Source organism: Corallococcus sp. CA053C (assembly GCF_003611675.1).
Classification (GTDB): domain Bacteria; phylum Myxococcota; class Myxococcia; order Myxococcales; family Myxococcaceae; genus Corallococcus.
This window is the reverse complement of the sequence record NZ_RAWA01000030.1, coordinates 10,726-34,036: the sequence shown is the minus strand read 5'-3', so window position 1 is coordinate 34,036 and position 23,311 is coordinate 10,726. Positions and strand designations below refer to the sequence as shown.

The 23,311-nt window shown below is 71.9% G+C and carries 1 protein-coding gene (cut by a window edge); it reads right to left on the bottom strand.

What is annotated here, in order from left to right; all coding sequences use genetic code 11:
- Positions 1–23,311 carry the 5' portion of a non-ribosomal peptide synthase/polyketide synthase gene (locus D7V97_RS06485; protein WP_120609721.1) on the bottom strand. It extends 743 nt beyond the left edge of the window, so the window shows 23,311 of its 24,054 coding nt (coding positions 1–23,311); its start codon is at positions 23,309–23,311; the stop codon falls past the left edge of the window.

The window sequence follows — 23,311 nt, the reverse complement described above, 5'->3', positions numbered from 1 at the left end:
TCCGGTACAGCCGTGCTCCGGGCTCCTCGCTGTACGCGTCCGGGACGTACCGCTCCGCAGTGAGTTCCGGCCGGCCCACGTACCCGCGCGTCACCACCGCGCCGCCCACGTACAGCTCCCCCGCCACCCCTCGCGGCACCGGACGCCCGCTCGCGTCCAGCACGTACATCCGTGCATTCCCAATGGGGCGGCCCAGCGCCAGCGTCACCGCGCCTTCGTCCCATGCGCCTTCCACGGGATTCGTCAGCACGCCCACCGTCGTCTCCGTCGGGCCGTAGTGGTTGAAGACGGCGCACTCCGGTGCCAGCCGTTGCACCGTCTCCACCAACGCCCTGTCCGACGCCTCGCCGCCCACCACCAGGCGCTTCAGCGGCAGCACCTGCTTCGCATTCGGTCCGCTCAGCAGGGCCCTCAGGTGCGAGGGCACCACCTTCAAGCCCTCCACCCGGTGCGCCTGCATGTACGCGCCCAGCGCTTCCGCGTCCGACGCCACGTCCTTCGCCACCAGGTGCAGCGTCCCGCCTCCGCACAGCATCGGGAAGACGGCCGTGTGCCCCAGGTCCGCCGCCAGCGTCGTCACCGACGCGAAGCTCATTCCTTCCGTCAGCTTCAGCCGGCCTCGGATGCTCTCCACGTAGTTGGCCAACTGCCGGTGCTCCACCACCACGCCCTTCGGGCGGCCCGTGCTGCCCGACGTGAAGATGGCGTACACGGGGTTTTCACTCCGTACGCCCGACTCCACGCGCGTCGTGTCCGCGGAGACCTCCTCCACGATCAGCGTCTGGCATCCCAGGTTCGCCACCGCTCCCGCGAACACCCGCTGCGTCACCACCACTCGCAGCCCCGCGTCCTCGGCGATTGCCTTCACTCGCGCCGTGGGGAACGACGTGTCCATGGGCACGTATCCGCCCCCGGCCTTGAGGATGCCGAGCATGCCCACGACGGACTCCACCGTGCGCTCCACGTAGAGGCCGACCAGGACCTCGGGACCCACGCCCAGGGCTCGCAGTCGCTTCGCCACTCCGTTGGCTCGGGCATCCAGCTCCGCGTACGTGAGCTGACGGCCCTCCGCCACCACCGCCACGGCTCCGGGCACTCGCTTCGCCTGCGCCTCGAACAGCGTGTGGATGCACTCCGACGGCACCGCTTCCGCCGTCTGGTTCCACGTCTTCAGCACCTGCTGACGCTCGGCGGCGTCCATCAGCGGCAGGGCTCCCACGGACGCGTCCGGGTTCGCCGCGATGCCCTCCAGCAGCACCCGCAGGTGCTCCACCATCCGCTCCACCGTCGAGCGCTCGAACAGGTCCGTGCTGTACGTCAACGCGCCCTGGAAGCCTTCCGGCGCATCACTCAGCGACAGGTTCAGGTCGAACTTGGCCTGCTGGTTCTCCAGCTCCAGGCGGCGCAGCTTCAGGTCGCGCAGCGTCAGTTCGGTGTCGACCTCGGTGTTGAGCACGAGCATCGCCTGGAACAGCGGCGTGCGGCCCAGGTCGCGCTCCGGGCGCAACGCATCCACCAGTCGCTCGAACGGCACCTGCTGGTGCGCGAACGCTCCCAGCGTCGTCTCCTTCACGCGCCCGAGCACCTCGCGGAACCTGTCGGCCGGAGTCAGCCGCGTGCGCAGCACCAGCGTGTTGAGGAACAGGCCGATGAGCCCTTCCACTTCCGACTGCGTACGGCCCGCCACGGGCGTGCCCACGCTGATGTCGCCCTGACCGCTGTAGCGCGACAACAGCACCTGCCACGCCGCGAGCAACACCATGAACGGCGTCGCGCCTTCTTTGCGTCCCAGCGCCCTCAACGCGTCGGTCAATGACTTCGACCACCGCACGGACACCGAGCCACCCATCGCCGTGGGCGCCGCCGGCCGCACCTTGTCCGTCGGCAGCTCCAGCGCGGCCGGGGCTCCCTCCAGCTCGCGCCGCCACCAGCCGACCTGCTCCTCCAGTGCCTCGCCCTGGAGCCAGCCGCGCTGCCACACCGCGTAGTCCGCGTACTGCAACGGCAGCGCGGGCAGGACCGCTTCACGCTGCGCGATGCGCGCGGCATAGAGCGCGACCAACTCCCGCACCAACACGCCCGCGGACCAGCCGTCGGACACGATGTGGTGCATCGTCAGGAGCAGCAGGTGCTCCCGCTCCGCCATGCGCAGCAACGTGACGCGCAGGAGCGGACCGTGGCTCAGGTCGAACGGTCGCTGCGCTTCGGCACGGGCCCGTCGCCAGGCCTCCGGCTCACGGCCGGCCTCGTCCAGGCCGCTCAGGTCCACCACCGCCAGCGGGAAGGCGGGCGCGGCGGAGATGCGCTGGAAGGGCTTTCCGTCCTCGGCGTGGAACGTCGTCCGCAAGCCTTCGTGCCGGTGGATGAGGGCGTTGAACGCGTGCTCCAGCGCGCTCACGTCCAGGATTCCCTCCAGCTTCAGGAGGCTCGGGATGTTGTAGAGCGCGCCCTGCGGCTCCAGCTGCTCCAGGAACCACAAGCGCTGCTGCGCGAACGACAACGGCAGCGGGCCGGTGCGCGGCACCGCCGTCAGCGCGGGCACCCGGGGCGACACCTGCGCACGGGCGGCCTCTACCCGCAGGGCGAGCGCGGCCACGGTGGGGGCCTCGAACAATGCACGCAGCGGCAGCTCCACGCCGAGCGCGGCGCGGATGCGCGAGATGGCCTGCGTCGCCAACAGCGAGTGGCCTCCCAGCTCCAGGAAGTCGTCGTGGATGCCGACCTGGGACACGCCCAGCAGCTCGCGCCAGGTCGCGGCCAGCGTCTCCTCCACCGGCGTGCGGGGTGCGACATACGTCGGTCCCTGCTCCGCGCGCACCGCGTCCGGCGCGGGCAGGGCCTTGCGGTCCACCTTGCCGTTCGGGGTGAGCGGCATCGCGTCCAGCACCACGAACGCAGACGGCACCATGTGTTCGGGCAGCTTCTCGTCCAGGTGGCGCCGCAAAGCAGCCACGTCCACCGTCTCGTCCTCCTGGGCCACGACGTAGGCCACGAGGCGTCGGTCGCCGGGCACGTCCTGACGGGCGAGCACCACCGCCTCGCGCACCGAACCCGCGCCCGCCAGCACCGCTTCGATTTCGCCCAGCTCGATGCGGAAGCCGCGCACCTTGACCTGGTGGTCGGTGCGGCCGACGAACTCCAGCGCTCCGTCCGCGCGGTAGCGGACCAGGTCTCCCGTCCGGTACAGCCGCGCGCCCGGTTCGGCGCTGAACGGATCCGGCACGAAGCGCTCCGCCGTCTGCTCCGGTCGGCCCAGGTAGCCCCGGCCCACGCCGACGCCGCCGATGAACAACTCGCCCGCGATGCCCACGGGCACCGGAGCGCGCGTCGCGTCCAGCACGTAGGCGCGCACGTTCGGATACGGCCGGCCGATGGGCGGCGTCCCGGAGCCCGGCACGCAGACGGCGCTCGTCACCGTGATGCTCGCCTCGGTGGGACCGTAGGAGTTCACGAAGCGGCGACCGGCCGCCCAGCGATCCATCAACTCCGCCGAGCACGCCTCCGCGCCCGTCACCACCGTGCGCAGCGTGGGGAAGTCCTCGGGGGACAGCACCGCCAGCGTGGAGGGCAGCAGCACGGAGGTGGTGATGTTGCGCTCGCGCATCAACCGCGCGAGTTCGGGCCCGGGCTGGAGGGCCTCGCGAGGCGCCAGCACCAGCGTCCCGCCGGCCGCGATCGTGGAGAAGATCTCCAGCAGCGACACGTCGAAGCTCATCGACACGAACTGGAGCGTGCGCGTGCCGGGCCCCACATCGAAGTCCCGCACGGCGTGGGCCAGCGTGTTGACGATGCCCCGGTGCTCGATGAGGGTGCCCTTCGGCTGGCCCGTGCTGCCCGACGTGTAGATGACGTACGCCAGGTGACGACCCCCGGCGAAGGTGCCCAGGTTGCCGGTGCCCTGGCGCGCGAGGCTCGCGGCGTCGGAGTCCACGCAGAGCAGCTGCTCTCCTCGTGAAGGCAGTTCGTCGGCGATGGACTCGCGGGTGACGAGCACCGGGACGCGCGAGTCCTCCAACAGGAACGCGAGCCGGTGCGACGGATAGTCGGGATCCATGGGCACGTAGGCCCCGCCCGCCTTGAGGATGCCCAGCAGGGCCATGAGCAGCTCGGGGGAGCGCTCCAGGCACACGCCCACGCGGACCTCCGGCCCGACGCCCAGGAGCCTCAGCTGGCGGGCCAGTTGATTGGCGCGTGCGTTCAGCTCACCGTAGGTCCAGCGCGTGTCGCCCAGCTCCACGGCGATGCCGTCCGGCGTGCGCTCCGCCTGCGCCTCGAAGAGGCCGTGCAGCGAAGCCTCGTCCTCCAGGGGCGCGACGGCGGTGTTCCAGCCCTTGAGCACCTGGTGCCGTTCGCCCTGCGTGAGGAGCGAGAGGTCGCGGACGTGGGAGTCCGGGGCCGCGACGGCGATGCCCTCCAGCACCGTGCGCCAGTGGCCCATCAAGCGGGTGATGGCTTCCGCGTCGAAGCGCGACAACTGGTACGACAGACGCAGACCCAGCTTCTCACCGGGCAACACGGCGGGCGCCAGCGGCAGGGTCAACCGCTCGCGGCCCTCGAAGTCGCGCACGTCCAGGCCGCGGGCCCGCTGCTGGATGGCCTCGTCGATGGGGTAGTTCTCGACGACGACGAGGCTCTCGAAAAGCGGCTGTCCGCGGGGCAGCTCGCTCCAGCCCTGCACCTGGACCAGCGGGCAGTGCTCATGCGCGCTCAGCGCCACCTGCTGCGTCTGGATGCCGCGCAGCCAGGACACCAGCGTGTCTTCCGGCGCGAGCCGCACGCGCAGCGGAAGGGAGTTGATGAACAGGCCCATCATCCCCTCCACCCCTGGAAGCTCCGAGGGGCGGCCCGAGACGGTGGTGCCAAAGACGACGTCCTGCTCACCGCTGTAGCGGCTCAGCAGCAGCGCCCACGCGCCCTGCACCACCGCGCCCAGCGTGAGCTGGTGGCGACGCGCGAAGGACTCCAGGGCGGTGGTGGTCTCCGCCAGGAGGGCAATCTCCTGCGAGCCGTGCTGGTGGACCGCCTCGCTGTCGTTGAAGCCCGCGCCCTTGTCCAGGGGCAGCGGCGTGGGAGCAGTGAAGCCCGCGAGCCGCTCGCGCCAGAACGCCTCCGAGCGCGCCGGCTCCTGCCGACCCAACCATTCGATGTAGTCCCGGAACGCGGGACGCGCCGTGGCCAGCGCTGGCTGATCGCGCGTGAAGGCGTCGTAGAAGCCGAACAGGTCCTGCATCACCAGGCCCAGGCTCCAACCGTCGAGCAGGGTGTGGTGGAAGCTCCAGACGAGCCGGTGGACGTTCGTGTCCAGGCGCACCAGCGCCACGCGCAACAGCGGGCCTGCCACGAGGTCGAAGCCCCGGGCCCGATCCTCTTCCAGGAAGGTGTCCAGCTGCTGCCGCTGGGACTCGGACGACTGGCCGCTCCAATCCAGCTCCGCCCACGGCAGGACCGCGTGACGGCGCACCACCTGCAACGGCACGTCCAGCCCTTCCCAGAGGAGCGTCGTGCGCAGCACGGCATTGCGTGCCACCAACTCCTCCCACGCACGCCGCAGCGCTCGCGCGTCCAGCTGTGCATGGAAGGCCCAGGAGAGTTGCTCGAAATACACACCCGATTTCGGCGCCAGCAGCGCGTGGAAGAGCATGCCCTGCTGCATCGGTGACAGCGGGTAGAGGTCCTCCAGGTCCGTCGTCACGGCCTGCACTCGCGCGAGCGACCGTGCATCCAGCTTCGCCAGCGGGAAGTCGGCCGGCGTGTACTTCGCCGCGTCCTGCGTCTGCCGGCCCGCCACCAGCGACCGCAGCGCCTCCGTGTAAGCGCGCGCCAGCGCTTCCACCGTGGCCCGTGCGTGCAGTGCTTCGCTGTACGTCCACGTCACTTCCAGCCGGCCGCCCACCACCAGCCCGTTCACTTCCAGCACGTGGCTTCGCTGACCGCCCTGCCCCATCGCCGGGCCCGACGACTCCTTCGCCAACGTGAAGCCGCCCGCGCCCGTCGCCAGCGCGTCGAACTGCCCCAGGTAGTTGAAGGCCACCTGCGACTTCGGCGCCCCCTTCAACTTCGCCACCACCGCCGCAGGGCCCTGGTAGCGCAACAGCCCGTAGCCCACGCCCTTGCCCGGCACCTGTCGCAGCGTGTCCCGCACCGCCCGCAGCGTGTCGCCCGGCGTGGCCGCTCCCGGCACTTCCAGCACCACCGGATACAGCGACGTGAACCAGCCCACCGTGCGCGTCACGTCCACGTCCGCGAAGAGCTCCTCGCGTCCGTGGCCTTCCACGTCCACCCGCACCTGCGCTTGCCCCGTCCACTGCGTCAGCACGCGCGCCAGCGCCGCCACCAGAACTTCGTTCACGCTGGCCCGGTACGCTGCTGGCACTTCCTGGAGCAGCACCCGCGTCTCTTCCGCGTCCAGCCCCACCACGACGCCACGCGCGGACGCCACGGTGTTCTCACCCGTCGTATCCACGGGCAGCGCGGGCACTTCCTGCGACTGCGAGAGCCACCACGCCGCTTCCTTCTCCAGCTCCGGCCCGCGCGCGTACGTCTCCAGCTTGCGCGCCCACGCCTGGAAGGACGTCGTCTTCGGCGGCAACTCCACCGCGCGGCCTTCACGCCGCTGCGCGTACGCCGTGCCCAGGTCCTCCAGCAGCACGCGCCACGACACGCCATCCACCACCAGATGGTGCACCACCAGCAACAGCCGCGACGTCCGGCACGCTCCGCGCTCCATCAACAGCGCGCGCAACAGCAGTCCTTCCTCCAGCCGAAGTCCCTGCTGGAGCTCCTTCGCGGCGACAGCCACCGCCTCCTGCTGGGCCGCCTCGTCCTCCGCGAGCGACGACAGGTCGAGCCGTCGCAACAGGGCCCCGTGTCCAAGGCCCGCGTTGTGCTGCGTCCAACCCGTGGCGCCGCGCGCGTAGCGCATCCGCAGCGCATCGTGATGCACCACCAGCGCTCGCAGCGCCTCTTCCAACCGCTCCGCCTCCACTCCCTCCTTCGCCTCCAGCAGCACCGCCTGGTTGAAGTGGTGCGCCTGCGGCAGTTCCCTCTCGAAGAACCAGCGCTGGATCGGCGTCAGCGCCACTTCGCCTTCCACCACGCCCTGTTCCCCGACCGCCCCGCGCCCTTCCTCCACCACCTTCGCTAGTTGCTCCACCGTCGGGTGCTGGAACAACTGCTTCGGCGTCACCTTCAGGCCCGCCTGCCCTGCCTTGGCCACCACCTGGATGCTCAAGATGGAGTCCCCGCCCAGCGCGAAGAAGTTCTCGCGCACGCCCACCCTCGCCACACCCAGCACGCGGGCCCACACGGCCGCGAGCGTCTCTTCCGTCCTCGACTTCGGTGCGTCGTAGGCCTCGTCCGCGGGACCCACCTGCTCCGGCGGGGGCAGGGCCTTGCGGTTCACCTTGCCGTTGGGCGTCAGCGGCAGCGCCTCCAGGACGACGAAGGCCGCGGGCACCATGTACTCCGGCAGCCTGGCCTTCAGGTCCGCGCGCAACCCTTCCGCCGTCACTCCCGTGCCGGGCTGGCCCACGACATAGGCCACCAGCCGGCGGTGGCCCGGCGTGTCCTCGCGCACCACCACCACGCTCTCGCGCACGTCCTCGCGCTGGATCAGCGCCGCTTCGACTTCGCCCAGCTCGATGCGGAACCCGCGCACCTTCACCTGCGAGTCCAGGCGGCCCAGGAAGATCACCGCTCCGTCCGGTGACTGCTTCACGAGGTCACCCGTGCGGTACAGCCGGGCCCCCTGCCGCGTGCTGAACGGGTGCGGCACGAACTTCTCCGCCGTCAGCGCCGGCCGCCCCAGGTAGCCCAGCGCCAGACCGTCGCCGCCGATGTACAACTCGCCAGGAACCCCGACGGGCACGGGCTGAAGCCGCGCGTCCAGGACGTACAGCTCCGTGTTGGACAGCGCCTTGCCAATGGGCACCGTCAGCGCGTCCGCGGGAACCTCCTTCACCTCGTGCCACGTGGCGAACGTCGTGCTCTCCGTGGGGCCGTAGACGTGCATCAGCGTGCCCGGCGCTCCCTGCGCGAGCACCGTGCGCATCGCCCCCGGATCCACCGCTTCGCCGCCCACGTGGAGCTGGCGCAGCGTCTGGAAGGTCTCCGCGGACTGCGCCACCAACTGGTTGAAGAGCGCGGTCGTGACGAAGAGCACGCTGATGCGCTCCTCCCGCAGGTACGCCGCGAACGCCACGGGCGACAGCGCCACATCCCGCGTCACGCCCACCAGCCGCGCGCCATGGAACAGCGCGCCCCACACTTCGAACGTCGCCGCGTCGAACGAAGCATTCGACGCCTGCGCGATGCGGTCCTCCTGGGTCAGCTGGATGAAGTTCGTCTCCACCAGCAGCCGCACCACCGCCCGGTGCGGAACCCAGACGCCCTTGGGCGTTCCCGTGCTCCCGGACGTGTAGATGACGTAGGCCGGATCCTCCGCCTCCACGCCACTCTCCGGCGCGTGCGTCGGCTCCGCGTCCAACGAGCCTTCGTCCAGGTCCACCACCCGTGACGGGCCTTCGGGCAGCGCGCCGCGCAGCGACGCCTGCGTCACCAGGACTTCCACGCCAGCGTCCTGCACCATGAAGGCCAGTCGCTCGGGCGGATAGCTCGCGTCGAGCGGCACGTACGCCGCCCCCGCCTTGAGGATGCCCAGCATCCCCTCCACCATCCCCACGCCGCGCTCCACGCACAGGCCCACGCGCGAGCCCCGTCCCACGCCCAGCTTCCGCAGCCGGTGCGCCAGTTGGTTCGCCCGCGTCTCCACCTGACGGTACGTGCGCTGCGCTCCGGCGAAGCTCAGCGCCAACGCATCCGGCGTGCGCTCCACCTGCGCCGTCACCCGCGCGTGGATGCACTGCTCCCTCGGGTACGCCGTGCGCGTCGCGTTCCACGCCACCACCTGCCGCTGGCGCTCCTCCGCCGTCAGCAGCGGCAGCCGTGCCACCTTCGCGTCGGGGTCCGCCGCGATGGCCGACAGCAGCACCTCCAGGTGCCCCGCCATCCGCTCCACCGTCACCGCGTCGAACAGGTCGGTGTTGTACTCAATCGACCCCGCGAACCCCGTCGGCGAGTCCGACAGCGACAGGGTCAGCTCGTACTTGGCCGTGCGGTCATCCGCGTCGAGGGGACGCAGGGACAGCCCGGGCAGCCGCTGTTCGGTCAACGCCTTCTGCTGGAGCGCGAACATCACCTGGAACAACGGCGGACGGCGCAGGTCCCGCTCCGGGCTCAGCGCTTCCACCAGGTTCTCGAACGGGACCTCCTGGTGCGTGAACGCCCCGAGCGTCGTCTCGCGCACCCGCGCCAGCACGTCGCGGAACGTGGGCTCGCCGTCGAACCGCGTCCGCAGCACGAGCGTGTTGACGAAGAAGCCGATGAGCCCTTCCAGCTCCGTGCGGTTACGCCCCGCGATGGGCGTGCCCACGCTGATGTCGTCCTGCCCGCTGTAGCGCGACAGCAGCACCTGCCAGGCCGCCAGCAACAGCATGAAGGGCGTCACGCCTTCGCTGCGGCCGCGAACCCGCAGCGAGTCGGACAGCGCGGCGCTCAGCGCCACGGGCAGTCGCGCGCCCCGGAAGGACTGGACCGCCGGACGGGGGCGGTCGGTCATCAGCTCCAGCGCGGACGGCGCGCCTTCCAGCTGCCGCGTCCACCACGAGAGCTGCGCCTGCAGCGCGTCTCCCTGCAACCAGCCTCGCTGCCAGGCAGCGTAGTCCGCGTACTGCACCGGCAGCGCGGGCAGGGCTGGGGGCTGGTCCGCGCGGAAGGCCTCGTAGAGCGCGGTCAGCTCGCGCACGAGGACTCCCATGGACCAGCCGTCGGAGACGATGTGGTGCATCGTCAGCAACAGGTCGTGCTGACGCTCCGCGAGCCGCACCAGCGTGCTGCGGAAGAGCGGCCCTCGCGCGAGGTGGAACGGACGGCGCGCTTCCTCGCCCGCGATCCTCCGGGCCTCGGTTTCACGCTCCGCTTCGGGCAGCGCCGACACGTCCACGAGCGTGAGGGGCAGCTCCCAGTCCGGCATCACGAGCTGCGCGGGATGTCCCTCTTCCGCGCGGATCAGGGTCCGCAGCGTGTCATGCCGACGGATGAGCGCTTGCAGTCCGCGCTCCAGCGCCGACACGTCCAGCGCCCCCTCCAGCCGGACGGCGGCGGGGATGTTGTACGAGGCACTTCCCGGTTCGAATTGATCGATGAACCACAGGCGCTGCTGCGCGAAGGACACCGGCGCCGCGCCCTCCCAGTGCCTTGCGACCAGCGGCGGCCGCACGTCCGACGTCGCTCCGCGCCGGGCATCGTCGATCCGCGCCGCCATGTCCGCGACGGTGGGCGCTTCGAAGAGGGCCCGCAGCGGCAGCTCCACGCCGAAGGTGGTGCGGATGCGTGAGATGGCCTGCGTCGCCAGCAGCGAGTGGCCGCCCAGCTCGAAGAAGTCGTCCCGCGCGCCCACCTTCGCGACGCCGAGCACCCGGGCCCACTCGCCCGCGAGCACCTCCTCCGTCGGCGTCCTCGGCGCCACGTACGCGCCCGAGACCTCCACGCCTGCGTCCTTCGGCTCCGGCAGGGCCTTGCGGTCTACCTTGCCGTTCGCGGTCAGCGGCAGCGCCGGCAGGATGACGAAGGCCGACGGCACCATGTACTCCGGCACCTGGGCCTTCATCGCCGCGCGCACCCGGGACACGTCCAGGCCTTCGCCCACCACGTACGCCACCAGGCGTTTGGTGCCCGAGCCCTCGCCACGCGCCATCACCACGTTCTCGCGCACGCCCTCGCAGCGGCCCAGCGCAGCCTCCACTTCCGCCAGCTCCACGCGGAAGCCCCGCACCTTCACCTGCGTGTCGCCGCGCCCCAGGAACTCCAGCACGCCGTCCGCGCGCCAGCGCGCCAGGTCGCCCGTGCGGTACATGCGGCTGCCCGGAGGACCGAACGGATTCGGGACAAATGCCGCCGCCGTCAGCTCCGGCCGGCCCAGGTAGCCTCGCGCCACGCCATCGCCCGCCGCGTACAGCTCGCCCGCCGCCCCCACGGGCACCGGTTGCCCCCGAGCGTCCAGCACGTACACCTGCGTGTCGCCGATGGGCCGGCCAATGGGCACCGCCAGGCCCACGTCCTCCACCGTCCGCATCCGGTGGCAGCTCGTGAAGAGCGTGCCTTCCGTCGGGCCGTAGCAGGCCGTCACCGCCACGCCCAAGACCTCCAGCGCGCGCTTCACGTGCGGCGCCGACACCACGTCGCCACCCGTGAGGAGCTGCTTCACGCCGCGCAACCCTTCCAGGTTGCCGTCCACCATCTGCGTGAAGAGGCCCGCCGTCAGGTGCAACACCGTGACGCCATGACGCTGGAGCACCCCTTCGAGCGCCTTCACGTCTCCCACCGGCACCGGCGGGTACACCACCAGTCGCGCGCCGTTCAGCAGCGGGCCCCACACCTCCAGCGTCGACGCGTCGAAGGACACCGGCGCGATGAGCAGGAACGCATCGTCCTCGCCCAGGCGCGCGTAGTTCGTGTCCAGCACCGTGCGCAGCACGCCCGAGTGCACCGTGCACACGCCCTTCGGCTTGCCCGTGCTCCCCGACGTGAAGTCCACGTACGCGAGGTTGCCTCCGCCCACGCCCGCTTCCGGCGTGTGCGTCGGCTGACGGGACAGCTCCTCCCGTGCCTCCTCCATGCGCACCACGTCCAGCCCGTGCACCGGCAACCGCTCGCCCAACGCGCGCGTCGTCACCAGCACGCGCGGCGCCGCATCCGTGAGCATCGAAGCCAGCCGCTCGCGCGGGTAGTCCGCCTCCAGCGGGACGTACGCGCCGCCCGCCTTGAGGATGCCCAGCAGCGCGACCACGAGGTCCACGCCGCGCTCCAGGCACAGCGCCACCCGCGACTCCGGGCCCACGCCCCGTGCCCGCAGCAGGTGCGCGAGCTGGTTGGCCCGCGCGTCCAGCTGCGCGTACGTCAGCTTCTCGTCACCGGACTCCAGCGCCACTGCGTCCGGCCGCCTCGCCACCTGCGCGGAGAAGATGTCTCCGATGCTCGCCTCGCGCGGGTACGTCGAAGCGGTCTGGTTCCAGTCCACCAGGACGCGCTGCTTCTCCTCGGCGGACAGCACGTCCACCGATGCCACGCGCGCGCCTTCCGCCGCCACCAGGCCTTCCAGTGCCCGCTGCCACTGTCCCAGCAGCCGCTCGATGCCCTCCGCTTCGAAGCGCGGCAGGTCGTACGCCAGCTTCAGCGACAGCTCCCGGCCCGGGATGGCCGAGGCCGTCAGCGGATAGTTGCTGCGCTCGACGCCGTGCACGTCCCGGATGCCCAGCGGATTGCCCTGCGCCGCGAGCGACACGTCCAGCGGGTAGTTCTCGAAGACGAAGAGGCTCTGGAACAGCGGCGTGCCGCGCGGCACCTGGCTGAAGCCCTGCACCCGCACCAGCGCGTCGTGCTCGTACGGACGCGACTCCGTGTAGCGGGCCTGAAGGTCCTGGAGCCACTGGCTCACGGAGGCTTCGGCCGGCACGCGCATGCGCACGGGCACGGTGTTGATGAACAGGCCCGGAGCGTCCTCCACGCCCGGCAGCTCCGTGGGTCTTCCCGACACGGTGACGCCGAAGACGATCTCCGCTTCGCCGCTGTGGCGTGACAACACCAGCGCCCACGCCGCCTGCACCAGCGTGTTCAGCGTGAGCTGCTGACGCCGCGCGAAGAGCTGGAGCGCGGCGGTGGCCTCCGACGACAACGTGAGCGAGCGCTCACCATGGCCTTCCGGCACAAGCGCCGACATTCCGGCGTGCGTGTCACCGGGAAGCGGCGTCGGGGCGTGAATGCCCGCGAGCTCCGCCCGCCAGAACGCCTCCGACCGCGCCGCGTCCTGGTGTCCCAGCCACGCGATGTACTCCCGGTAGTCAGCACCGGCAGGCCCCTTGGGCAGCACGCGGCCCTGCACCCGCGCCTGATAGAGCGCGAAGACCTGCTTGAGCAGCAGGGCCATGCTCCAGCCGTCGAGCACCGTGTGGTGGAAGCTCCAGACGAACCGGTGGACGTTCGTGTCCAGGCGCACCAGCGCGATGCGCAGCAGCGGGCCCTCCGCGAGATCAAAGCCCCGGGCCCGGTCCTCTTCCAGGAAGGTGTGCAGCTGCTGCCGCTGGGCCTCTTCCGTCTGGCCCCGCCAGTCGAGCTCCCGCCACGGCAGCGTCACGTGACGGCGCACCACCTGCAACGGTGCCTCCAGCCCTTCCCAGAGGAACGACGTGCGCAGCACCGCGTGGCGCACCACCAGCTCCTCCCACGCACGCCGCAGGGCCTGCGTGTCCAGGGCGGTGTGGAAGTCCCAGGAGAGCTGCTCGAAGTAGACGCCCGACTTCGGCGCCAGCAGCGCGTGGAAAAGCATGCCCTGCTGCATCGGCGACAGCGGGTAGACGTCCTCGAAGTCGTCCACCTTCGACTGCACATGCGCGAGCGTGCGTGCATCCAGCTTCGCCAGCGGGAAGTCGGCCGGCGTGTACTTCGCCGCGTCCTGCGTCTGCCGGCCCGCCACCAGCGACCGCAGCGCTTCCGTGTACGCGCGCGCCAGCGTTTCCACCGTGGCCCGTGCGTGCAGCGCTTCGCTGTACGTCCACGTCACTTCCAGCCGGCCGCCCACCACCAGCCCGTTCACTTCCAGCACGTGGCTTCGCTGTCCGCCCTGCCCCATCGCCGGGCCCGAGGACTCCTTCGCCAACGTGAAGCCGCCCGCGCCCGTCGCCAGCGCGTCGAACTGCCCCAGGTAGTTGAAGGCCACCTGCGACTTCGGCCCCCCCTTCAGCTTCGCCACCACCGCCGCCGGGCCCTGGTAGCGCAGCAGCCCGTAGCCCACGCCCTTGCCCGGCACCTGTCGCAGCGTGTCCCTCACGGCGCGCAACGTGTCGCCCGGCGTCGCCGCGCCCGGCACCTCCAGCACCACCGGGTACAGCGACGTGAACCAGCCCACCGTGCGCGTCACGTCCACGTCCGCGAAGAGCTCCTCGCGCCCGTGGCCTTCCACGTCCACCCGCACCTGCGCCTGCCCCGTCCACTGCGTCAGCACGCGCGCCAGCGCCGCCACCAGCACTTCGTTCACGCTGGCCCGGTAGGCCGCAGGCACTTCCTGCAACAACACCCGCGTCTCTTCCGCGTCCAGCCCCACCACGACACCACGCGCGGACGCCACGGTGTTGTCGCCCGCTGTGTCCACGGGCAGCGCGGGCACTTCCTGCGACTGCGAGAGCCACCACGCCGCTTCCTTCTCCAGCTCCGGTCCGCGCGCGCACGTCTCCAGCTTGCGCGCCCACGCCTGGAAGGACGTCGTCTTCGGCGGCAACTCCACCGCGCGGCCTTCTCGCCGCTGCGTGTACGCCGTACCCAGGTCCTCCAGCAGCACGCGCCACGACACGCCGTCCACCACCAGGTGGTGCACCACCAGCAGCAACCGCGACGTCCGGCCTGCTCCGCGCTCCATCAACAGCGCGCGCAGCAACAAGCCCTCTTGCAGCTCCAGGTTCGCGTGGGTCCGCGCCACCGCATCCGCGAGCGCCCGCGCCTGATCCGCTTCGGACATCGCGGACAGGTCGACCTGCTCCAACACGCGCGCCTTCTCCAAGCCGGCGTTGTGTTGCGTCCAACCCGAGGCGCCGCGCACGTAGCGCATCCGCAGTGCATCGTGGTGCGCCACCAGCGCTTGCAGCGCTTCCTCCAGCCGCTCCGCCTCCACCCCTTCCTTCGCCTCCAGCAACACCGCCTGGTTGAAGTGGTGCGCCTGCGGCAGTTCCCTCTCGAAGAACCAGCGCTGGATCGGCGTCAGCGCCACTTCGCCTTCCACCACGCCCTGCTCTCCCACTGCCCCGCGCCCCGCCTCCACCACCTTCGCCAGCTGCTCCACCGTCGGGTGCTGGAACAGCTGCTTCGGCGTCACCTTCAGCCCCGCCTGCCCCGCCTTCGCCACCACCTGGATGCTCAGGATGGAGTCGCCGCCCAGCGCGAAGAAGTTCTCGCGCACGCCCACCCTCGCCACTCCCAGCACCCACGCCCAGACTCCCGCCAGCGTGGTCTCCGTCCTCGTCCTCGGCGCTTCATAGGACTCAACGGCTTGCGTGCTCGCCTCCGGCGCGGGCAGGGCCTTGCGGTCCACCTTGCCGTTCGACGACAGGGGCAGCGCCTCCAGGACGACGACGGCCGCGGGCACCATGTACTCCGGCAGCCTCGCCTTCAGCTCCGCGCGCAGCTCGTCCACCGACACCCGCGCGTCGGCCTGTCCCACGACGTACGCCACCAGTCGCTTGATGCCGGGCTGATCCTCCCGCACCACCACCACGCTCTCGCGGATGCCCTGGCACTGGCCCAGCGCCGCTTCGACTTCGCCCAGCTCGATGCGGAAGCCGCGCACCTTCACCTGGAAGTCCAGGCGGCCCAGGTACTCGATGCTCCCGTCCGCCAGGATGCGGGCTTGATCTCCCGTGCGGTACAGCCGCGTCCCCGCGGCGCCGTGCGGGTTGGGCACGAAGCGCTCCGCCGTCAACGACGGGCGCCCCAGATAGCCCCGGCCCACCTGCACACCGCCGATGTACAGCTCGCCCGCGAGCCCCACTGGCACCGGCTCCAGCGCCGCGTCCAGGATGAGGATCTGCGTGTTCGCCACCGGCCGGCCAATGGGCACGCTGCGGCGTCCATCGTCGCGCTCGCACGCCCAGAAGGTCACGTCCACCGCGGCCTCCGTCGGGCCGTAGAGGTTGTGCAGCGGCACGCCCAGCCGCTCCAGGCAGCGGTCCTTCAGCTCCAGCGGCAGGGCCTCTCCACTGCACACCACGCGACGCAGCGCCGTGCACCGCTCCAACCCCGGCTCCTCCAGGAACACCTGGAGCATCGACGGCACGAAGTGCAGCGTCGTGACGGCCTCGCGCGCCATCACGTCCACCAGATAGGCGGCGTCCTGATGGCCCCCGGGCCTCGCGACCTGCAGCCGCGCTCCGGTGATGAGCGGCCAGAAGAACTCCCACACCGACACGTCGAAGCTGAAGGGCGTCTTCTGCAACACGACGTCCCGGGGCTCCAACCCGTAGGCCTCCTGCATCCAGAGCAGCCGGTTGCAGATGCCCGCGTGGGTGTTCATCGCGCCCTTCGGGCGGCCGGTGCTGCCCGACGTGTAGATGACGTAGGCCAGGTGCTCCGGCCCGACGCCCGACACCACCGGCTCAGGGGACGACCGCTCCACGTGGACCCACTCCGAGTCCAGGCACACCACGGGCGTGCTCCCCACGCGGAGCAGCTCCACCAGGTGCTGCTGCGTGAGCAGCACCGCCACCGCCGAGTCCTCCACCTGGTACGACAGGCGCTCGGCCGGTGCCGACGGGTCGATGGGCACGTACGCGCCGCCCGCCTTGAGCACGCCCAGGAGCGCGAGCACCATCTCCAGCGAACGCTCCGCGCAGACGCCGACGCGGACCTCGGGCCCCACGCCGCGCTCGCGCAGGTAGTGCGCGAGCTGGTTGGCCCGGGCATCCAGCTCCCGGTACGTGAGCCGCGCGCCTTCGAAGTCGACCGCCACCGCGTCCGGCGTGCGCGCGACCTGGGCCTCCACCAGCCCGTGCAGCGTGCAGTCGGTCGGGTAGTCGCGCTGCGTGGCATTCCAGTCCACGAGCAGCAGGTGACGCTCCGCAACCGACATCAGCGGGAGCGACTTCACCCGCGTCTCCGGATGGGCCACGGCCGCCGTCAGGAGCACGTCCAGGTGCTCCGCCCAGCGCGCCACCGTCGTCGCGTCGAAGAGGTCGGTGTTGTACTCCAGCGTGCCCGTGAAGCCGGACGCCGCGTCGGTGAGCGACAGCTTCAGGTCGAACTGCGCGCCCGCGCCCTCCTCCTCCAGCATGCGCAGCGACAGCCCCGGCAGGCGCAGCTCCGGCAGCGGATCCTCCTGGAGCGCCAGCATCACCTGGAACAGCGGCGAGCGGCTCAGGTCGCGCTGGGGCTGCAGCGCGTCCACCAGCTTCTCGAATGGCACCGCCTGATGCGCGTACGCGCCCAGCGTCGTCTCACGCACCTGCTGGAGCAGCTCGCGGAACGACGGGTCCTCGCCCAGCCGTGCCCGTAGCACGAGCGTGTTCACGAACAGGCCGATGAGCCCTTCCAGCTCCGCGCGATCCCTTCCCGCGACCGGCGAGCCCACGAGCACGTCGTCCTGCCCCGCGTGGCGCGCCAGCAGCACCTGCCACGCCGCCAGCAGCACCATGAAGGGCGTCACGCCCTCGCGCCGTGCGAGCGCGCGCACGGCGTCCGTCAGCCCGGGCGACAGGTGCACCGGGAGCGTCGCGCCAGCGGCGGACTGGATCACCGGACGCGGCCGATCCGTGGGCAGCGCGAGCACGTGCGACGCGCCGTCGAGCTTCGCGCGCCACCACGCGAGCTGCGTCTCCAGCGTCTCGCCCTGGAGCCACGCCCGCTGCCATGCCGCATGGTCCGCGGGCTGGAGCGACAGCGGCGGCAGCGGCGACGCGTGCCCCGACACGAAGGCTTCGTAGAGCGCGGCCACTTCCCGCACCAGCACCAGCATGGAGCCGCCGTCGGAGACGACGTGGTGCATCGTGAGCAGCAGCACGTGGCGCGTGGGCGCGCACTTCAGGAGCGTCAGGCGCAGCAGCGGCCCGCGCGCCAGGTCGAAGGGACGGCGCGCCTCCTCCGCCATCAGGCGCCGCACCTGCGGCTCCGCGTCTTCCAGCGCGGACAGGTCCCTGCCCACGAGCGGCACCGGGGACGGCGCGGCCACGACCTGGAACGGCTGTCCTTCCGGCGCCACCAGCGTGGTGCGCAGCGATTCATGCCGCTGCACCAGCGCCTCGAACGCGCGCTCCAGCGCGTGCACGTCCAACGCGCCATCCAGCTCCACCGCCACGGGGATGTGGTACGCGGGATTGCCCGGCTCCAGCTGCTCCAGGAACCACAGGCGCTGCTGCGCGAAGGACGGCACGAGCGCGCCGTCGCGAGCCACCGCGTGCAGCGCGGGCGCGTGCACCCCGGCCTGCCCCAGACGGAGGGCGTTGATGCGCGCCGCCAGGGCCGAAAGCGTGGACGCGTCGAACAGCTCGCGCACGGGGAGCTCGACCTGGAACGCGGCCCGGACCGCGGAGGACAACCGCGTGGCCAGCAGCGAATGGCCTCCGAGCGCGAAGAAGTCATCGTGCAGCCCCACCGACTCCACGCGCAGCAATTGGCTCCACAGGCCCGCGAGCAGCACCTCCGTGGGCGTGCCCGGGGCCACGAAGCCGTGCTCCGTGCGCGGGGCCTGCGGCGCCGGCAGCGCGGCGCGGTCCACCTTGCCGTTGGGCGTGAGCGGCAGCGCGTCCAGCACCATCACCGTGGACGGCACCATCGACTCCGGCAACAGGCGCCGCGCGTGCTCCCGGAGCGCGGACTCCCCCAGCGTCTGTCCGGGCCGGGCGACCACGTAGGCCACCAGCCGCGCGTCACCGGGCACGTCCTCGCGCGCGACGACCACCGAGGCCGCGACGCCCGCGTGCTGCCCGAGGACGGACTCCACCTCGCCCGGCTCGATGCGGAAGCCCCGCACCTTCACCTGGTGGTCGACGCGGCCCAGGAACTCCAACGTCCCGTCCGTCCGCCACCGCGCGCGATCCCCCGTGCGGTACAGCCGCGCTCCCGGCGTGCCACCGAACGCATCCGGCACGAAGCGCTCCGCCGTCAGGTCCGGGCGGCCCAGGTAGCCGCGCACCACGCCCTCGCCGCCGATGAACAGCTCACCGGGCACGCCCATCGGAACCGGGCGCAGGTGCGCGTCCAACAGGTGCAGGCCGGTGTTGGCCAGCGGCCGTCCCAACGACACCGTTCCGGAGCGCTCCGCCTCCACGCGATGCGTCGAGGACCACACCGTCGTCTCGGTGGGTCCGTACATATTGAGCAGGACTGGAACCCGTGCCCGCAAGCGTGCCGCGAGCGCACCAGGAAGTGCTTCACCGCCCACCAGCAGCTGCCCCAGCCCGCCCAGCGCCTCCAGCGCCCGGGGCTCCTCCGCGAGCGCGCGCGCATACGACGGCGTGCATTGCAGGTGCGTGGCCGCGTGACGCTCCAGCGTCTGCGCGAGCGCGACGGGCTCCAGGCCCACCGGCGCGAGCACCACCTGGAAGCCGCGCGCCCACGTCCACAGCAGCTCCAGCACGGAGATGTCGAACGAGATGCTCGTCACCGCCAGCCAGGTGCCCGCGCGCGGGGACACGTGCGCGTCCATCGCGCGGAAGAAGTTCATCACCGTCCGGTGCGGCACCAGCACGCCCTTGGGCCGGCCCGTCGAACCCGACGTGTAGAGCACGTACGCGAGCGTCCCCGGATCCGTCTGCCGGGGCGCCGCGTCCGGGAAGTCCCCCGACGGCAGCACGCCCGCGTCCTGCTCCGCCTCCGCGTCCAAGACGAGCCGCTGTGCCTCCGGCACGGGCAGCACACCGTCCAGGTGGCGCGGTCCCACCAACACCCGCGCGCCCGAGTCCTGCCACATCCGAGCCAGTCGCTCCGCCGGGTACGCGGGGTCCAGGGGCAGGTACGCCGCGCCCGCCTCCAGGATGCCCAGCAGCCCCACCGCGAGCTCCACCGAGCGCTCCACGCACAGGCCCACCACGGACTCCGGGCCCACGCCCCGCGCGCGCAGCTCCCGCGCCACGGCCCGCGCACGCTGCCGCAGCTCGCGGTACGTCAGCCGGGTGTCCCCGACGATGAGCGCCACGGCCTCCGGGGTGCGGAGCACCTGCGCCGCGAAGAGCGACGCGACGGTGGCGTCCGACGGGAAGTCGGTGACCGGCCCCTGGGCCAGCGCCAGCAGATGCTTCGCCTCCGCGGCGTCCAGCAGCGGCAGCGCGTCCACCCGGCGCGACGGATCCGCGACCGCGGCCTGGAGCAGCACGCGCAGGTGTCCGGCGAGGCGGGCCACGGTGTCCGCGTCGAACAGGTCGGTGGCGTACTCCAGCCAGCCCTCCAGCCCCTTCGCGGACTCGGAGAGCGACAGCGTCAGGTCGAACATCGCCGTGCCGGTGTGGACGTCCAACAGGCGCGAATGGAGGCCCGGCAGCACGGGCGCGCCCACCTGCGCGCCCTGCAGGATGAACATCACCTGGAACAGCGGCGTGTGGCCCCGCTCGCGCGCGGGCTGGAGCGCCTCCACCAGCTTCTCGAATGGCACGTCCTGGTGCGCGTACGCCCCCAGCGCCGTCTGCCGCACGCGGCCCAGCAGCTGCTGGAACGTGGGCGCGCCGGACAGCCGGGTGCGCATCACCAGCGTGTTGACGAAGAAGCCCACCAGCCCCTGGAACTCGGCGCGGTCCCGTCCCGCGATGGCGGTGCCCACGCTGACGTCGTCCTGCCCCGAGTGGCGCGCGAGCACGGCCTGGAAGCCCGCGAGCAGCACCATGTAGGGCGTCACGCCTTCACGCACCGCCAGCGTCCGCACCGCGTCCGTCAGCGCCCGGTCCAACACCACCGGCAGGCGCTCACCTCGGGCCTCGCGCACGACGGGCCGCGGCCGGTCCGTGGGCAGCTCCAGCAGCCGGGGCGCTCCGGAGAGCTGCTCCTTCCAGTACGCCAGCCGAGCCTCCAGCGCGGATCCGGTGAGCCCCTCGCGCTGCCAGTCGGCGTAGTCCGCATAGCGCAGCGGCAGCGCGGGCAGCGACGACGACCGGCCCTCGCGCAGCGCCGCGTAGAGCGCGGACACCTCGCGCACCAGCACCGCCATGGACGTGCCGTCCGACACCGCGTGGTGCATCACCAGCACCAGCACGTGCGTGCGCGGCTCCAGCGTCAGCAGCGTGGCGCGCACCAGCGGCCCTCGCGCGAGGTCGAACGGACGACGCGCCTCCTCCTGGGCCCGCAATGACGCGGCGGCCTCCCGCTCCGACTCCGGCAGGGATTCAAACGACACGCGCTCCAGCGGCAGCGCCGCATGCGGGGCGACGACCTGGAGCGGCCGTCCGTCCTCCGCGCGGAAGGTGGTCCGCAGCGCTTCATGCCGCTCGGTGAGCGCCGCGAGGCTCTCCTCCAGCGCCACCACGTCCAGCGCCCCTTCCAGCCGCACCGCCGCGGGGAGGTTGTAGGCCACGTCGCCCGGCGCGTACTGATCCAGGAACCACAACCGCGCCTGCGCGAAGGACACCTCTCGGTCGCCCGTCACGTCCAGGCGACGCGGCGCCGTGCGCCCCGGCCCCTGCGCCTCGCGGAGCGCGACGAGCTGCCGCGCCAGCGACGCGATGCTCGGGCCCTGGAGCATCACCTCCATGGGCACCGTCAGGCCCGTGCCCGTCGTCACCTCGTGCGCCAGCTCCACCGCCGCGAGCGAGTCCAGGCCGTAGCGCGTCACCGGCGCCTGGAGGTCCAGCTCCTCGCGGCGCACGCGCAGGTGCCGGGCCACCACGTCGCGCAGCCAGGCCTCCAGCGCCTCCGCCGTTTCGGCGCCCGCCTTCGTCACCGGCGCCACGGCGCCCACGGCCGTCGCGGGGCCCTTCGAGACAGGGCTGGAGCCCGGGCCGGACGGCGGCTCGGGGGACGGCTCGGGCGGCGTCTCCCGCCACGCCATCACCTCCTGCAACGCACCGGTGAGGAAGGCGGTGCGGCACGCGTGACGCTGCACCTTGCCGCTGGACGTCTTGGGCAGGCTCCCCGGCTCGATGAGCACCACCGCGTGCGCCTGGACTTCATGCAGCTCCGCCAGTCGCTGCCGGATGCCGCCGATCGCCGCGTCCGCCGCCTCGAACTGCTGGCGCAGGCCGCCCAGCCGGCGCACGTCGATCTCCTGCACGACGACCGCGCGCTCCTCGCCGCCCACGTCCACCGCGAACACCGCGCCGCCACCGGGACGCAGCGCGGGGTGGCCCACCTCCACCGTCGCCTCCAGGTCCTGGGGGTAGTGGTTGCGACCGCGCAGGATGATCAGGTCCTTGCGCCGCCCGGTGACGTACAGCTCGCCGTCGGGCCGCAGGAAGCCCAGGTCGCCCGTGCGCAGGTAGGGCAGCGAGTCCTCATGCGCGATGCGCGCCTGGAACGTGTCCTGCGTCGCATCCTCGCGGCCCCAGTAGCCCTTCGCCACGCTCGGGCCGGACACCCAGACCTCGCCCACCTCACCGGGCGCGCGCCGCTCGCGCGTGTCCGGATCCACGATGGCGATGCGCTGCTCCAGCAGCGTCTGGCCGCAGCCCACCAGCGTCCGGGCGCCGGCCACATCCGCGCCCACCTCCTCCGCGCGGTGCCGCTCCAGCGCGCTGCCCGACAACGTCACCGACAGCGGCGGCGCCGACTTCTGGCCTCCGGAGACGATGAGCGTCCCCTCCGCCAGCCCGTAGCAGGGATAGAAGGCCTCGCGCCGGAAGCCGCTGGGACCGAACGCCTCCAGGAAGCGCTCCAGCGTCTCCGGCCGGATGGGCTCCGCGCCGCAGAAGGCGACCTCCCAGCGGCTCAGGTCCAGCGCCTGCCGCTGCTCGGGCGTGCTCTTGCGCACGCACAGGTCGAACGCGAAGTTGGGGCCTCCGCTGATGGTGCCGCCGAAGCGGCTCACGGCCTCCAGCCACGCCAGGGGCCGCTTGAGGAAGCTCAAGGGCGACATCAACGCGGCGTGGAAGCCCCCGTACAGCGGCTCCAGGATGCCGCCGATGAGCCCCATGTCGTGGTACGGCGGCAACCAGATGACGCCCACGCTGTCCGCCCGCGCCTGGAAGGCATGGTGGATCAGCCCCAGGTTGTGCAGCAGGTTCCCGTGCGTGAGCATCACCCCCTTGGGGGTGCCCGTGGAGCCGGACGTGTACTGGAGGAACGCCAGCGAGTCCGCCGTCAGCTCCGGCGCCTTCCAGGACACCGCCGCGTTCGCGGGCAGCGCGTCCGTCGCCACCCACTTCACGTCCCGGAGCTCCGGCGCCTGCTCGAAGAGGAACTCCGCCATCGACAGCACGAACGACGTCGTCAACACCACCGTCGCGCGCGCGTCCTGGATGATGGCCCGCAGCCGGGGCAGCGTGCGCTCCAGCCGCGACGGATCCGGCGGATACGCGGGCACCGCCACCGCCCCCGCGGCGAGGCACCCGAAGAAACCCGCCACGTAGTCCAGCCCGGGCGGGTACAGCAGCACCACCCGCTCTCCACTTCCGCCGTGCGCCTGCACCGTGGCGCCAATCGCCCGCGCCCGCTCACGCAGCCCCGCGAACGTCAGCGCCGTCTCCTCGCCGTCCTCCAGGAACGTGAAGAGCCGCGCCTCCGCACCCTGCCCGGCCCTCGCATCGAGCAGGTCCAGCAAGGTCGCAATAGAGGACGCGTGGCTCGCCAAAAGCAT